The organism is Singulisphaera chitinilytica (genome assembly GCF_049331405.1).
In the GTDB taxonomy this organism is placed as follows: domain Bacteria; phylum Planctomycetota; class Planctomycetia; order Isosphaerales; family Isosphaeraceae; genus PoT.
In genome coordinates, this window is record NZ_CP186274.1 from 8,147,037 (window position 1) to 8,160,477 (window position 13,441).

9 protein-coding genes are annotated in these 13,441 nt (G+C 62.8%); 5 read left to right on the top strand and 4 right to left on the bottom strand.

The window, feature by feature from the left end; genetic code table 11:
- Positions 1-119 precede the first annotated feature (119 nt).
- Positions 120-1,205 (bottom strand): ABC transporter ATP-binding protein, encoded by a 1,086-nt coding sequence (locus ACOYYX_RS31830; protein WP_422931691.1) that lies wholly within the window; start codon positions 1,203-1,205, stop codon positions 120-122.
- 386 nt (positions 1,206-1,591) lie between these two features.
- Here ACOYYX_RS31830 and ACOYYX_RS31835 point away from each other — a divergent pair, with 386 nt between their 5' ends.
- The 3 genes from ACOYYX_RS31835 to ACOYYX_RS31845 all read left to right on the top strand — a co-directional run bounded on the left by ACOYYX_RS31835 (position 1,592) and on the right by ACOYYX_RS31845 (position 6,946).
- On the top strand, positions 1,592-2,761 hold the full coding sequence (locus ACOYYX_RS31835; RefSeq protein ID WP_422926691.1) for a DUF1501 domain-containing protein: 1,170 nt from the start codon (positions 1,592-1,594) through the stop codon (positions 2,759-2,761).
- Between the two features lie 276 nt (positions 2,762-3,037).
- The gene (locus ACOYYX_RS31840) at positions 3,038-5,410 is read left to right on the top strand and encodes a DUF1549 and DUF1553 domain-containing protein (RefSeq protein ID WP_422926692.1); all 2,373 of its coding nucleotides are present in this window, start codon (positions 3,038-3,040) and stop codon (positions 5,408-5,410) included.
- A gap of 93 nt (positions 5,411-5,503) precedes the next feature.
- A complete protein-coding gene (locus tag ACOYYX_RS31845; RefSeq protein WP_422926693.1) occupies positions 5,504-6,946 on the top strand; it encodes a DUF1501 domain-containing protein in 1,443 nt (480 codons plus the stop codon).
- A 349-nt stretch (positions 6,947-7,295) separates the two neighbouring features.
- Here ACOYYX_RS31845 and ACOYYX_RS31850 read toward each other — a convergent pair whose 3' ends face one another.
- Positions 7,296-7,649, bottom strand: a complete 354-nt coding sequence (locus ACOYYX_RS31850; protein WP_422926694.1) for a hypothetical protein — start codon at positions 7,647-7,649, stop codon at positions 7,296-7,298.
- Between the two features lie 292 nt (positions 7,650-7,941).
- Between ACOYYX_RS31850 and ACOYYX_RS31855 the strand changes: the two genes are divergently transcribed.
- Positions 7,942-10,287, top strand: a complete 2,346-nt coding sequence (locus ACOYYX_RS31855) for a glycosyltransferase family 39 protein (protein ID WP_422926695.1) — start codon at positions 7,942-7,944, stop codon at positions 10,285-10,287.
- A 27-nt stretch (positions 10,288-10,314) separates the two neighbouring features.
- On the opposite strand, the gene ACOYYX_RS31860 is transcribed toward ACOYYX_RS31855, so the two are convergent.
- Positions 10,315-11,559, bottom strand: coding sequence for an MFS transporter (locus ACOYYX_RS31860; RefSeq protein ID WP_422926696.1), 1,245 nt, complete (start codon positions 11,557-11,559; stop codon positions 10,315-10,317).
- Positions 11,559-12,113 (bottom strand): hypothetical protein, encoded by a 555-nt coding sequence (locus ACOYYX_RS31865; protein ID WP_422926697.1) that lies wholly within the window; start codon positions 12,111-12,113, stop codon positions 11,559-11,561. The genes ACOYYX_RS31860 and ACOYYX_RS31865 overlap by 1 nt, the downstream gene beginning before the upstream one ends.
- 181 nt (positions 12,114-12,294) lie before the next feature.
- On the opposite strand from ACOYYX_RS31865, the gene ACOYYX_RS31870 reads away from it, so the two are divergent.
- A complete protein-coding gene (locus ACOYYX_RS31870; RefSeq protein WP_422926698.1) occupies positions 12,295-13,425 on the top strand; it encodes a pyridoxal phosphate-dependent aminotransferase in 1,131 nt (376 codons plus the stop codon).
- Positions 13,426-13,441: the final 16 nt, after the last annotated feature.

Here is a 13,441-nt window from a genome sequence, read left to right on the forward strand (position 1 = left end):
CATCCTCCGGCAGGGTCGTTCCCCTCGTTATCATGCTCGACTTCGAGCAGGGACGCCATGAGAAAATCGAGCCAATGGGTTTCGCGGCTCTTCGAAGGCTGGTCGAAGCTCGTTGGCTATTATGATCCGATGGCAACTCCTGAGGTACGGTCGAACCAGACGGCTTGGCGAAGGTCGAGTCTCAGGAGCAAGCTCTCTCCGACACGATTTCGAGCATGGGCCGGCAATCGCACACTCAGCGAATGGGGACCGCATTTGACCTCACCGAGCGTTTCATGTCCGAGCCGATCCAGCCTCCGCAACTCAACATTCAACTTCGGCGACGCTTCGGGGGTTGTCTCATCTTCTTGTATCTCCGCAAGAGACAGGGCTTCGGCTCGAATCCCAAGCTCAACCGATTGCACAACGGCTTCGTCCTTTGAAGGAGTTGGGCATGCTCCTCGAGGTACGTCCCAGGCGATTGCAGGATCAACACCAAGCAACTTGATCCGCAACCCCTTTGGGTTGAGCGTGGCGTCACAAGGGAGCAGATTCATCGGAGGCTGGCCGACGAACGTAGCGACGAACCGACTCGCGGGGTGGTCGTAGACCTCGAGGGGGCTGCCAAGTTGGACGATGCGGCCCCCGTCAATTACGGCAATGCGATCGCCGAGCGACATGGCCTCCGCCTGGTCGTGCGTCACGAGGACCGTTGTGATCTCGAGGCGTCGATGCAACTCGGCAAGCTCGGCTCGCAACGAGACCCGCAATGGTGCGTCCAGACTGGAAAACGGCTCGTCGAGGAGAATTACGCGAGTCTTGCGGGCGATCGCCCTTCCCAGTGCGACCCGTTGACGCTGCCCTCCCGACAGGGAACGCGGCATGCGCCTAAGGACTTCGGAAAGGCCCAGGCGATCGGCCACCGAGGCAACCGCAACGCGGGTTTCATCCTTCGGGGTTGACCGGGCTCGCAGGCCGAAGGCGAGGTTGTCGAACACGTTCAGGTGGGGATATAGCGCAGGGGTCTGGAAGACCATCGCCACGTCGCGGTCGCGAGGCGTCCGTCGATCCACCCGCTCGCCGCCGATCCAGATCTCTCCCGAGCTCGGCGACTCCAGGCCCGCGATCGATCTCAGGAGCGTACTCTTCCCCGAGCCCGACGGGCCGACCGCCACGAAGAACTCGCCATCCTGGATATCAAGGTCGATCCCTTCGAGGGCCTTCACGCCATTGGGATAGATCTTCGAGACACCTCGCAACGAGATACTGGCCAAGGTTGCCTCACCTTCACCTAAGGCAGTTCGACCGAAATTCCAAAATCCGCAGACGAATTCACCTGTCTAACACCGATAAATCTTCACATTTGTTGTTGACTCAACTTAAACAACGCAGAATGATGGAGCAAACGCGTTGGAGCGACACGGTCTGAATCAGAATTCTAATCGAAACCGCACTCCTCATCGATCAGTACCGAACGGATCGATTCCAAACGACACAGGCTCGCCAAGGATTGTTGCCCCGTAGAAAGCCATAGTGTTAAACTTTCTGCAAAGGCTCGGGCACCCTCTGGGCTCGACGCGGGAAGACTTCGAGGATAGCAGGAGTTGATCCGATGTTCGCACTCCCCGATTCGTCCCAGGCTCGAAATGGAATGACCCGTCGAGAGGCCCTCCGCCTCGCGTCCTTCGCTTCTCTGGGAGCAAGTCTGAGCGGTCTCGGACGCCCTTCCTCAAAGGCGAGCACCATCAGCCCCGACATTTCTTGCATCGTGATCTGGCTCCAGGGCGGGATGAGTCACATCGATAGCTTCGACCCCAAGCCTGAGGCCCCGAGCGAATTCCGCGGCGAGTTCAAGGCGATCGATACGAATGTCCCGGGGATTCGGATCAGTGAAGCCCTGCCGAAGCTCGCACGACTTCAGGACAAGTACACGATCGTCCGATCGCTCGATCCTCGGAACGGTACGCACGGAGTGGCCGATGCGTACATGCTTTCGGGGCGGATGTTTCGCCCCTCGGAACCCTTGCCGTCCTTTGGTTCCGTCGTCTCGAAGCTCAAAGGGGGTCGCAGCGGGATGCCGCCCTATGTCCAGTTTGGAGAGGCTCTCGACCATAGCTTCGGCGCAGGACTCGCCGGCGGCCTCGGCCGCGAGCACGACCCCATCGTTCTGAATGGCCACGGAGCCGAATCCCGACGATGCCCGGCGCTCGGAGATTCGACCCAGCTTCGTCGCGTCATCGAGACTCATCGCGAAGACCCTCAGCTTCGCGAGGGTTACGGACGAAACGGCCTGGGTGAACGCTGCCTCCTCGCCCGCCGGCTGATCGAGTCGGGCGTCCGGTTCGTCACCGTGACCGACAGCGGTTGGGATACCCACTCGAACCAGTTCGTCTCGCTTCGCCATCGGTTGTTGCCCCGGCTCGACTCGGCCCTCTCCACTCTCCTGCAAGACTTGACGGATCGTGGGTTGTTGGAGACCACGTTGGTCCTGACACTCAGCGACTTCGGCCGATCGCCTCGCATCAACGACACAGCCGGACGCGACCACTGGGCGCACGCCGGTTCGGCCCTGATCGCGGGCGGAGGTCTCGTCGGGGGTGAGGTTTGGGGCGAAACCGACGCCAAGGGAGAGGCCCCGTTCGACTCGCCATGTTATCCCGAAGATCTCGCCACCACCTTGTACCATCGTCTGAGGATTGACCCCGTCCTGGCCAGCACCACCCCAGTCGAACCTTTCGCTACGAATCAAGATCATGGACGCGTGATTGGATCATGGATCTGACGCAACGGTCGTCCTGGGTTGCACTCCCGACGCGACGTGAGGCGACCCATAAGCTCAAGACGCATTGAATTTCGAATCGGATCTACAGAATGCCGTCGTTTTCGATTCCTTTCTCGGCCACAGCGTCGTAGGATGAAAATCAAAAGTATGGCGTCTTGCCGGCCCGCTGGACCTCATTCTCAGGGACTCTCTCCCGCCTGAGAACAGCTCACGCCTTTCGTGACGAGTTCGTGGACGCAAGCCGACCACCCTCCGCCGTCGGGGAGTGATTGATACATGGCATATTCCTCGTGGAAACGGGCGCTTTCGATCGCCGTCGCCGGATGGCTGATCTCGCCCATCACTCAGGCCGCGGAGCCTGCCAAGGAAACGGCGGCGAGCCCAGCACCGGCCACGCCTGAGAAACCGGCCCCTCCCGAAACGTTCGACGCCGAGAAGCGCGAACACTGGGCCTATCAGATCCCCAAGCGGCCCGAGCTGCCGTCGATTAAAGAGGAAGGTTGGGTCAAGAACCCTATCGATCGCTTCATACTCGCCGGGCTCGAGGAGATGGACTACCCTCACTCGGCCGAGGCCGATAAGGCGGCATTGATCCGTCGCGTGACGTATGACCTCACGGGGCTCCCTCCGACGCCGAAGGAAGTCGAAGCCTTCCAGGCCGACACGCGAGGAGATGCCTACGAACGTCTCGTCGATCGCCTGCTCGATAGCCCCCATTACGGCGAGCGCTGGGCGCAGCACTGGCTCGACCTCGCCCACTTCGCCGAGACGAATGGGTTCGAGCTCGACGCAGAACGCCCCGACGCCTGGCGATATCGCGACTGGGTGGTCAATGCCCTCAACGCCGACATGCCTTACGACCAGTTCGTGAACCTGCAACTCGCCGGCGACGAATTCGCTCCGGGGGATGTCAATGCCCTGATCGCCACCGGATTCGGCCGCTGCGGTCCCCGAGAGATCGTTGGGGGCAACATCGACCCCGTGGTCAAGCGTCAATCCGAACTCACGGAGATCACCGGCACGGTCGGATCCGTCTTCCTCGGTCTGACGATCGCCTGCGCCCGCTGCCACGACCACAAGTTCGACGCCCTACCCACGACCGACTATTACCGGCTTCAGTCGTTCTTCGCCGGCGCCAAGATGGTCGAGAAGCCTATCGCGACCGACGCCGAAAAGGCTTCTTACGACGCGGCAGTGAAGGCCATCGCCGAGAAGACAGGCCCACTCAAGCAGAAGATGGCCGAACTCGAGGCCCCCTACCGCGCCGCCCTACTAGCCAGGAAGAAGAGCATGCTCACCGACAACGAGCGTGCGATCCTGGCGATCCCCGAGAAAGAGCGAACACCGGTCCAGCAACGGCTGGCGGAAGGGATCAACACCACGCTCAACGTGACCTGGGAAGAAGTCGTCGCGGCCGTCGCCAAGAATCCCGCTGACGAGGTCCGACGCGAAAAGCTCAAGCTCGAGATCTACGCGTTCGAGGTCAAGCTCCCCCGTCCCCCCGCCCAGGCCATGGCGCTAGTCGATGACGGTAAGGAAGCCCCCGAGACACACGTCGCCAAGCGTGGCGATCCCAAGGCCCACGGGCCGATGGTGATCCCCCGTCCCCCGGGCGTCGTCCTCGCGTCGCTGCCGAGCGAGGCCTTCTCTGAAGCCTCGGTGAAGCCGACCGACTCGACCACAGGGCGCCGGCAGGCCCTCGCCAGTTGGCTCACACGTCCCGACAATCCCTTGACCTCTCGCGTGATGGTCAATCGGCTCTGGCAGCACCACTTCGGCCGAGGCATCGTCGCGACGCCGAACGACTTTGGCGTGCGAGGCGAGGCTCCGACGCATCCCGAGTTGCTCGACTGGCTCGCCACCGAGCTCATTGGCCAGGGTTGGAAGCTCAAGCCGATCCACCGGCTCATGGTGACCTCGGCGACTTATCGCCAGACGAGTGCCCAGCCGGCCAACAAGGGCGAGGCGAAGCAGGCCACCGACGACCCGGAAAACACGACCCTCTGGCGGATGAATCGCCGACGCCTCGACGCCGAGAGCCTCCGCGATGCCATGCTCGTCGCCTCCGGCGAGCTCAACCCGAAGATGGGAGGGCCCAGCGTCCTCGCACCTCTCGAGAAGGAAGTCGAGGACCTGATCTTCACCGAGGCCGAGGTCGTCGACCTCTGGCCGGTCACGCCCGACCCTTCGGAGCACGTGCGTCGCTCACTCTACCTCTTCCGCAAGCGTAACGTCCGATACCCGCTCTTCGACGCCTTCGACGCCCCTGATACGCAAACAGCCTGTGCCGAACGCGGGGTCAGCACGCACGCCTTGCAGGCCCTCGTGCTGATGAATAGCGATTACTCCGTCGCCCGGGCTCGAGCTCTCTCGAGCCGGATCTTCCGAGAGGAACCGGGGAACCGTGAGGCTCGAATCCGACATGCCTATCGGATCGTGCTGGCCCGCGATCCCAAGCCCAAAGAGCTTGAGCAGGCTTCGGCGTTTCTCGATGGGCAGACGCAACGGTTGCTCGCCCAGTCTAAGGGGGGACAGGTCTCGGAAAAGGCAGGCTTCGATCCCGAGGCCTTCAAGGCAGCCTCCGAGGCGGCCTGGGTCGACTTCTCGCTGGCCATGCTCAACCGCAATGAGTTCGTCTACGTCCCTTGAGAGACGCGGACAATCGAAGTCGAACATAGGCTCATGCTCAGGTCTGGATTCGCGTCAAAGGTCGTGAACCAAGGCTCTTCGGATCTCACGAACATGCGACATAAACGCTGCCCGGGTCCCCAAGGTTACTCGCCGTTGAGCCGTCGAGACTTCCTGAGTACGGCCGGCAACGGGTTCGGGATGCTCGGGCTCTCGTATCTGCTGCAAAACCAGGCGATGGCCTCAGTCTCCTCGAATCCGCTCGCGGCCAAGGTGGGGCACTTCCCGGCCAAGGCGAAGCGCTGCATCTTCCTGTTCATGACCGGCGGCCCGAGCCACATGGACATCTTCGATCCCAAGCCTGCGCTGAACAAGCTGGACGGCCAGCGGCTCCCGCCGAGCTTCGGGAAGGTCCATAGCGAGTTCCTCGAGGATGACCCCCTCTGCCTCGGCTCGCATCGCAAATTCGGAAAGTATGGCGAGTCCGGCATGGACATGTCGGACCTCGTGCCGCACATGCACAAGCACGCCGACGACATCGCCCTGATCCGCTCCTGCGTGGCCGACAGCGTCGTTCACGCGCCGGCGATGTATCAGATGAACACGGGGCGCATCTTCATGGGCTATCCGAGCCTGGGAAGCTGGGCCACCTATGGGCTCGGCTCCGAGAGCGAGGAACTGCCCTCCTTCGTCGTGATGACCCAGCCCGAGGGCACGCCCGAGGGGGGCGCCCCGTGCTGGGGAGCAGGCCTGCTCCCCGCACAGTACCAGGGGACCCTCTTCCGTAGCGGCCCGGCGCCGATCGTCAACCTGAAACCCCCCGCCGAATTCTCCTCGGCCCAGCAGCGGGCGACGCTCGACCTCCTCGGCGAGATGAATGCCGAGGGGACCGATCCTTCCGACACCGAACTCTCAGCTCGCATCGCCAGCTACGAGCTCGCCTTCCGAATGCAGAGTGCGGCCCCCGAGGCGGTCGACCTCAGCCGTGAGACGGCCGAGACCAAGACCCTCTACGGCCTCGATAACCCGAGGACGGCCGAGTTTGGCACACGCTGCCTGCTCGCCCGTAGGCTCGTGGAGCGGGGCGTCCGCTTCGTCCAGCTCTACTCGGGTGGCGGCCCCGTCGCGATGCAGTGGGACGCCCACGACGACATCAATGCCAACCACGAGAAGATGTGCGGGCTGACAGACCAACCGGTCTCGGCGCTCCTCACCGACCTTAAGCGTCGCGGATTACTGGAAGACACTCTCGTCATCTGGGGTGCCGAGTTCGGCCGCACTCCCGTCTGCCAGAAGGGCGGGCGAGGCCGCGACCACAACGCAACCGGCTTCACGATGTGGATGGCAGGCGGCGGCGTCAAAGGGGGGTCAATCGTCGGCGCGACCGACGAGATCGGCCTCAACGCGATCGAGGAAAGGGCCCACGTCAACGACATCCACGCCACGATCCTGCACCTGATGGGGCTCGATCACAAGAAGCTGACCGTGCTCCACAACGGCCGCGACGAACGCCTTACCGACGTGGGGGGGCGCGTGCTCAAGAAGGTCCTCGCTTGAGGACCTGGCCGGATTCTGCCATCAGAGCACGAGACGAACGCGACGGCCCGGGATTTCACTCCTGGGCCGTTTCGATTTCATGACGATTTCAGGTCATTCGTGAGCGTTGGACAACGTCGTCAAATGTTCGGGCGATTCTCGCGAGCATGATATTCGCTCAGGTATCCAAACTCGAGATTTCAACCTGACCAGGTTAGATCGCGTACCTCGGGCACCCTGATTCCCAGAAAACGGAAGATCGCTGCAAACTCTAACCATCCACTCCGTTTCACGGATTCAGGATTCGAAATGAAAAAGGGGCGAGTGGCCGCAAATGGGCCCCTCGCCCCTGAGGCTTAGATCCAGAGGATCAATAGCCCTGGCCCGAGGGCAGGACCTGAGCCGAAGGAGCAACGGTCTCGCAGACCGGGGCAGCGTAAACCGGGGCCGCACAAACAACGGCCTGCTTCTTGTGGCAGCCGAGCTTGAACTTCGGCATCTTGAAGCCACCGAAGCCGCACTTCTTCGGGGCGGGGGCGCAGGCCACGGGGGCGGGGGCGCAAACCGGGGCCGGGGCGGGGACGTAGCAAGGGGCCGGGGCGGCAACCACGCAGGCGGGGGCCGGGGCGGCGCACTTCTTCTTGTGGCAGGCGCTCGCGTCGCTGCTCAGGACCAGGGAGCCGATGACGCCGGTGAGGGCAAGAATCGTCAGTTGCCGTCGCATTCAGGTGTCTCCAAAATTATAAGTGGACGAGGCGGGAATCACACTTTGCGGGAGTTTTCGCGTTGGTGGGTTTGAGCAAATTGGATACCCGCCCGAAACGTAGGGTAAAGAGTCGAGCATCTCATAGCAACCCGTTTTTGAGGCTAGGGAAAATAAATAGAGTGTAAGGTGTGGACTGTTAGGGATTTGCCGATTATTCAGTCTTTCGGAACCTACGAATTCCTTCGAAATTCTCCTAGAGATCGCGATGCACTCCGACCCCGATTTACAAGACGTCGGACAACTTGAACATTTGACGGGCCGAAACTGGTGGCTGGCCTGCGCATTCCTCTTCGCTGTCCTGGTGGCCATGTTCGTCCCCCTCGCCGGGGACCTCGGCCTGACCTGGGACGAGCCGGCCTATCGCTACAGCCAGGTCAAGTCGGCGCAATGGTGGGAGCGACTGTCTCGCGTCCGGTCGTGGGAGGATTTACAACCCCTCGTCGACTCCAATTCACTGCTCTTCTACTGGCAGTATGGCCGGCACGGGATCAACTTCCATCCGCCGCTTGCAGGCCAGTTGAACCTGGCGACTCACGCCCTATTCGGCCACTGGATGAAGGACATCCCCTCGCGGCGAATGGCCTCGATCCTCGAGTTCGCCCTCACGCTCGCGATCGGCTTCGGGTTCCTCTCCAGGCGATATAGCCCCTGGGTCGGCGGCGTGGCCGCGGGGTCGCTCCTGCTCATGCCCAGGGTCTTCGGCGAAGCCTTGCTGGCCGAGACCGACACGCCGGGGCTCCTGCTCTGGGTCGCCACGACGATCGCCTTCTGGAAGGGCCTCCAGGAGCCCAACGCGAGACGCTGGCGTGTGCTGGTCGGAATCCTCCTGGGCCTGGCCTTCCTCGAGAAGATGGCGGCCGTGACCGTGATCCTGCCCCTGATGGCATGGCTCGTCCTCGGTCGCCTGCCCGCGACCATCCTGAAGAAGGCTGGGCGAGTCGATTGGGCCGACGGAATCCTCACCTCCACGGCGATGCTCGTACCGCTAGCCCTGACGTTCCGCGAGATGATGCGACTGAAGCTCCAACTTCCCGCGCCGAAGCAGACCGACCTCTCCGTTGTCCACCCCCAGACAATCCTCCCTGGGCTCATCCTGGCCGTCCCTTTGCTGGTCTGGGTGCTCCGTCGAGGATTGGCGAAGATCTTCCGCTCAAGCCCTCTCTGGGGAGCCGAACGCCCTGCCCTGGAAACGTGGACGGCGATCCTGGCCTTCGCCCCAGTGGTCTCGTGGCTCGGAAACCCGGCCTGGTGGCGTGAGACCCTACCAAGATTAACACATTATTACATGCTCAACACCGATAGAAAAGGATCCCTTCCGGACATCCAGATCATGTATGCGGGGAAGATCTACCTCTTCAGCCTCCCCTGGCACAATGCGTGGGTCTTGCTGACGGTGACGGTCCCCGTCGGCATCCTCGTCGCGAGCTTCGTGGGGATGATTTTCTCCCTCGTGAAGCTCCGCCGGGATCATCTCCCGCTCTACTTCCTGATCCATTTCCTCACGCTGCCGGTCCTCCGGATGCTGCCGACTCCCGCACACGACGGCGTGCGCCTGCTCTTGCCGACCTGCTTCTTCCTCGCGGCCTTTGCCGGATGGGGAGTCGCATGGGTCGGTCGCGGGATCGACGAGTTGAACCCGATGCGACCTCGCCTGTGGCGTCTGGTGCTGACGATACTGGTCCTGGGATCGGCCGGCTGGCAATTAGTCCGCGTCCATCCGTACGAACTCTCGTACTACAACGAGGCCATAGGTGGCGCAAGGAAAGCCTGGCAGGCGGGCTTCGAGCTCTCGTACTGGTATGACGCCATCAACCCGAGCCTCATCGCCGACATCAACAAGAAACTCCCGCAGAATGCGGCGGTCGAGCTCTACAACGAGAACGACCGGACCCCGACGTTCCTTGAGCTACAAGCCCTGGGTGAGCTCCGCAGCGACATCGTCCTGGGCTCTCCGGATCCGAATGCCCTCCCCTACCTCTGTCTCCTGACGCACGACTCCAAGGCCTGGAGCCTCCTCAGGCTCGCCTTCGCCCTTAAGCCCTGGTATGCGAGCGAGCCGCGACAACTCGATGGGGCCCGCGTGGCGTCGATCCTCGATCCCGTCGGCGTCTCCCGCGCCATGGCCCTCTGGATGCTCCTGGACTCGCGAGAGCAGGAGCGACAGCCTCGCGTCGAAGTCCCCGCCGCGGTGAGCGAGTACGCCCCCTGGCTGGCTCGCTTTTGGGGTCAAGGGTTGGAACGGCTCGCGACGAAGCGTCCTAACGACTCGATCTTCGCCTGGGCGCAAAACGACCCCTCCGGCCTGCGAAAAGCGGCCGAGTCCATCGCCCAAAGTCATGGCAAGGACGAGGGTCAGGACGCACAGCGGCTCCTGGCCATGCTCCAGCGCTTCGACAATCCCAGGGAGCCCGGCGGCAAATTCAGCGAGCGGCTCCTCTCAGCCCGCCCTCAAGCGATCGTCGAGGCCGTGGACATGCTGATCCAGCATCCCAACGAATTGCGGACCGTCCTAATGAATCAGGCCTACACGGACACCGCGACGATAGGAGGCTACATCGATCGCGACCTGAAGACCACGTCCACGGGATCGAAGTAAACTGGCGTTAGGCTCGAAGCTCCCTCGTCATGAGGCGAGGGAGCTCGAGTCGGCGAATTCCTCAACCGGGGTCGAGCTGTCTACGCCCTTGGACGGAATCACCGTGGTCTTGGCGACGACGATGGCGAGCACCAAGCCCAGAAATGCAATCACCGAGCCTTCCCAGAACGGGGCCGAGGGCCCGTATTGAGCGAGCAATTCATTGGCCACGATGTAGTTGATCATCCTCGCCAGGGTCTGGGCCATCGAGAGCACGCCGAAGACCGCGCCTTGCTCGCTCGCCGGAGTGAGACGCGAAAGGAGCCCGGAGACGGTCGGGCTGGCGAGCCCTTGTCCGATCCCAACGATCATCGTGGCGAGCAGCAGCGTCGTAACGTTAAAAGACAGGGCCAGGGCGCCGAGACCGACAGTCAGCGTGGCCACGCCGATCACAATCAGGCGAGGCTCCCCGTACTTCGGCACGAGGCGTCGGATCATTCCTCCCTGAATGATCGCGCTCACGAGCCCGAGGAAGGCGAAGCCGAAGGCCGCCTTCTGCGGTCCCCAGTTCAGGCGATTGCTGAGGAAAAGGCTGTACGTCCCTTCGAGCGCGGCAAAGCCTAGGACGACGAGTGCCCCGAGAACAACCAGCCGGCCCAAGGACGGCAGAGAAACCGTGTCGATCAGGCCCCGCCAGCTCGCCACCCGAGCTCGTTCGACAGGCTCGGCCCCGCGTACCAGGGACTCGGGCAGGCGGAAATAGACGAGGATCCAGGCGATCGTCGAGAAGACCGCGGCGACCAGGAACGGCACCTTGAGCCGCCACGCCGGGTCGATCGGGAGCTCAACCAGCAACCCGCCGAGGAATGGCCCGAGCACGAACCCGAGGCCAAACGCCATGCCGATCAGCCCCATCCCCTTGGAGCGGTTCTCCTTGGTCGTGACGTCCGCCACATACGCCTGGGCGACCAGGATATTGCCCCCCGAGAATCCGTCAAGCATTCGCCCCAGCAGCATCACGGTGAAGTTCGACGAGAGTGCGAGGATCACGAACGACAGGGCCGTCCCCGCCTGGCTCACGATCAGGAGCGGCCTGCGTCCGTAGCGATCACTGAGTCGACCGAGGATCGGCCCGGCGATGAGCTGACACATCGGGTAAGCCGCGAACAGGAGACCGATCTGGCCTCCAGAGAGCCCGTACTGCTTGGCGAACGGTGCCAGCAGGGGCATCACGATGCTGAACCCGAGCAGGTCCACGAGCACGATCAGCATGATGACGACGAGCGGCGACATCAAAATCCCTCCTTCGTCGAGTCGGAGGGATGGACGACCCCTGCGAGACTTTCGACAACGCGTGATTGACCGGCGCGAGCCCTGACCTCGAGCAAGATCCGTCCCTGTGCCGCCACGGTCGCATACTCCGCGACGGACGCGGCAATGTTGAATGCCAGGGCGACCGCCGACCCGAACAGGAACCAGCTCGATTCCCAGACGCGAGGACCCGAGGCCCAGACGATCCCCGCGACTCCCGCCATGAGGATCATGCCTCCAGCCGCGAATGGAAAGGCTTTCTTTTTATTTTTGCTTGTCTGTTCATTGATCCATTCCGGCAGGTCGTGGAGCCTGGCGAGCATCCCGGCCCTGCGGCCGGACGTCAGGAGGTAGGCGTAAGCTGTCGAGTGAACGGCGCAAGTAGTCATCGTCATCAGGAGGGCAATCGGGACCTGGGCCCCGGTCCGGACCGTGCCGGGGCCTGGAATGTCGCTCGTGGCCAGGAGCTCGAGGACGAAACTCGCGAGCAAGAGCGAACCATTCACCACGGCGAGTATCAGGAAGGAACGGAGCATCGCAGGGCTCGGTGGGATCGCACGGCGGGTCTCGTCGCTCGAGGCTCGAAGCCTCTAGCGTACGCGAACGCGGCGGGTCTTGGCAACGTAACGCCCCTCCGCGCCCCGAACCGGATCGTGTTAGAATCGCGCCTTCCAACATTCCTCAGCCAAGAACCTCGGACGACGCGGGAGACCGGCCTTGAACGACGCCTGGATTGCCGACCGGATGCGGAACATCGAAGCCTCGGGGATCCGCAAGGCGTTCGATATGTCGAAGTCGATGAAAGACCCGATCAACCTCTCGATCGGCCTCCCCGACTTCGACGTCGCCGACCCCGTCAAGGCTGTCGCCATCGACGCGATCCAGCGAGGGAGGAATGCCTATACGGTGACGCAAGGGATCCCCGAACTCCGAGGCAAGATCCAGGCGGCCGTCGACGAGCAGTTGCACCACTCCGATCGTCAGGTCCTGATCACGTCAGGAACCTCGGGAGGCCTGCTGCTGGCCCTCTGTTGCGCGGTGAACCCCGGGGACGAAGTCATCATCTTCGACCCCTACTTCGTGATGTACGGCAACCTCGTGGCCCTCGCCGGGGGGACGCCCGTCTTCGTCGACACCTACCCCGACTTCCGAATCGACCCCGCCCGCGTTGCCGCCGCGATCACGCCGAGGACGAAGTGCATCCTCGTCAATTCGCCGGCAAACCCGACGGGCGTGGTCGCCTCCGAGGAGGAGATGAAGGCCCTCGCCTTGCTCTGCCGCGAGAAGGGGGTTCTGCTCATCAGCGACGAGGTCTATCGCTCGTTCTGCTACGACGGCCCGTTTGCCACGCCGGCCTCGTGGAATGAGGATGTGCTCGTCGTCGACGGCTTCAGCAAGGCCTACGGAATGACCGGCTGGCGGCTTGGCTTCGCCCACGGCCCGAGCCGCTTGATCCAGGAGATGGCCAAGCTTCAACAGTTCAGCTTCGTTTGCGCCCCCAGCCACGTGCAGTATGCGGGCGTGGTCGCCCTCGATCAGGACCTGACGGCCCAGATCGACAACTACCGCCACAAGCGAGATACCGTCGTCGAGGCCCTCAGCGGCTTCTATGAACTCGCCACGCCCGCCGGGGCGTTTTACGCCTTTCCCCTCGCACCCTGGGGAACCGCGACTGAATTCGTCGCCGAGGCCATCCGTCGCAACCTCCTCATCATTCCCGGCAACGTTTTTAGCAAGCGAGACACCCACTTCCGCATCTCGTACGCGGCCGATGATCGCACGCTCAGGCGAGGGCTCGACGTCCTCCGTGAATTGGCTCACTCTCCCGTCGAGACTGCGAGCAAGTAAAACGAAACGGCCTGGC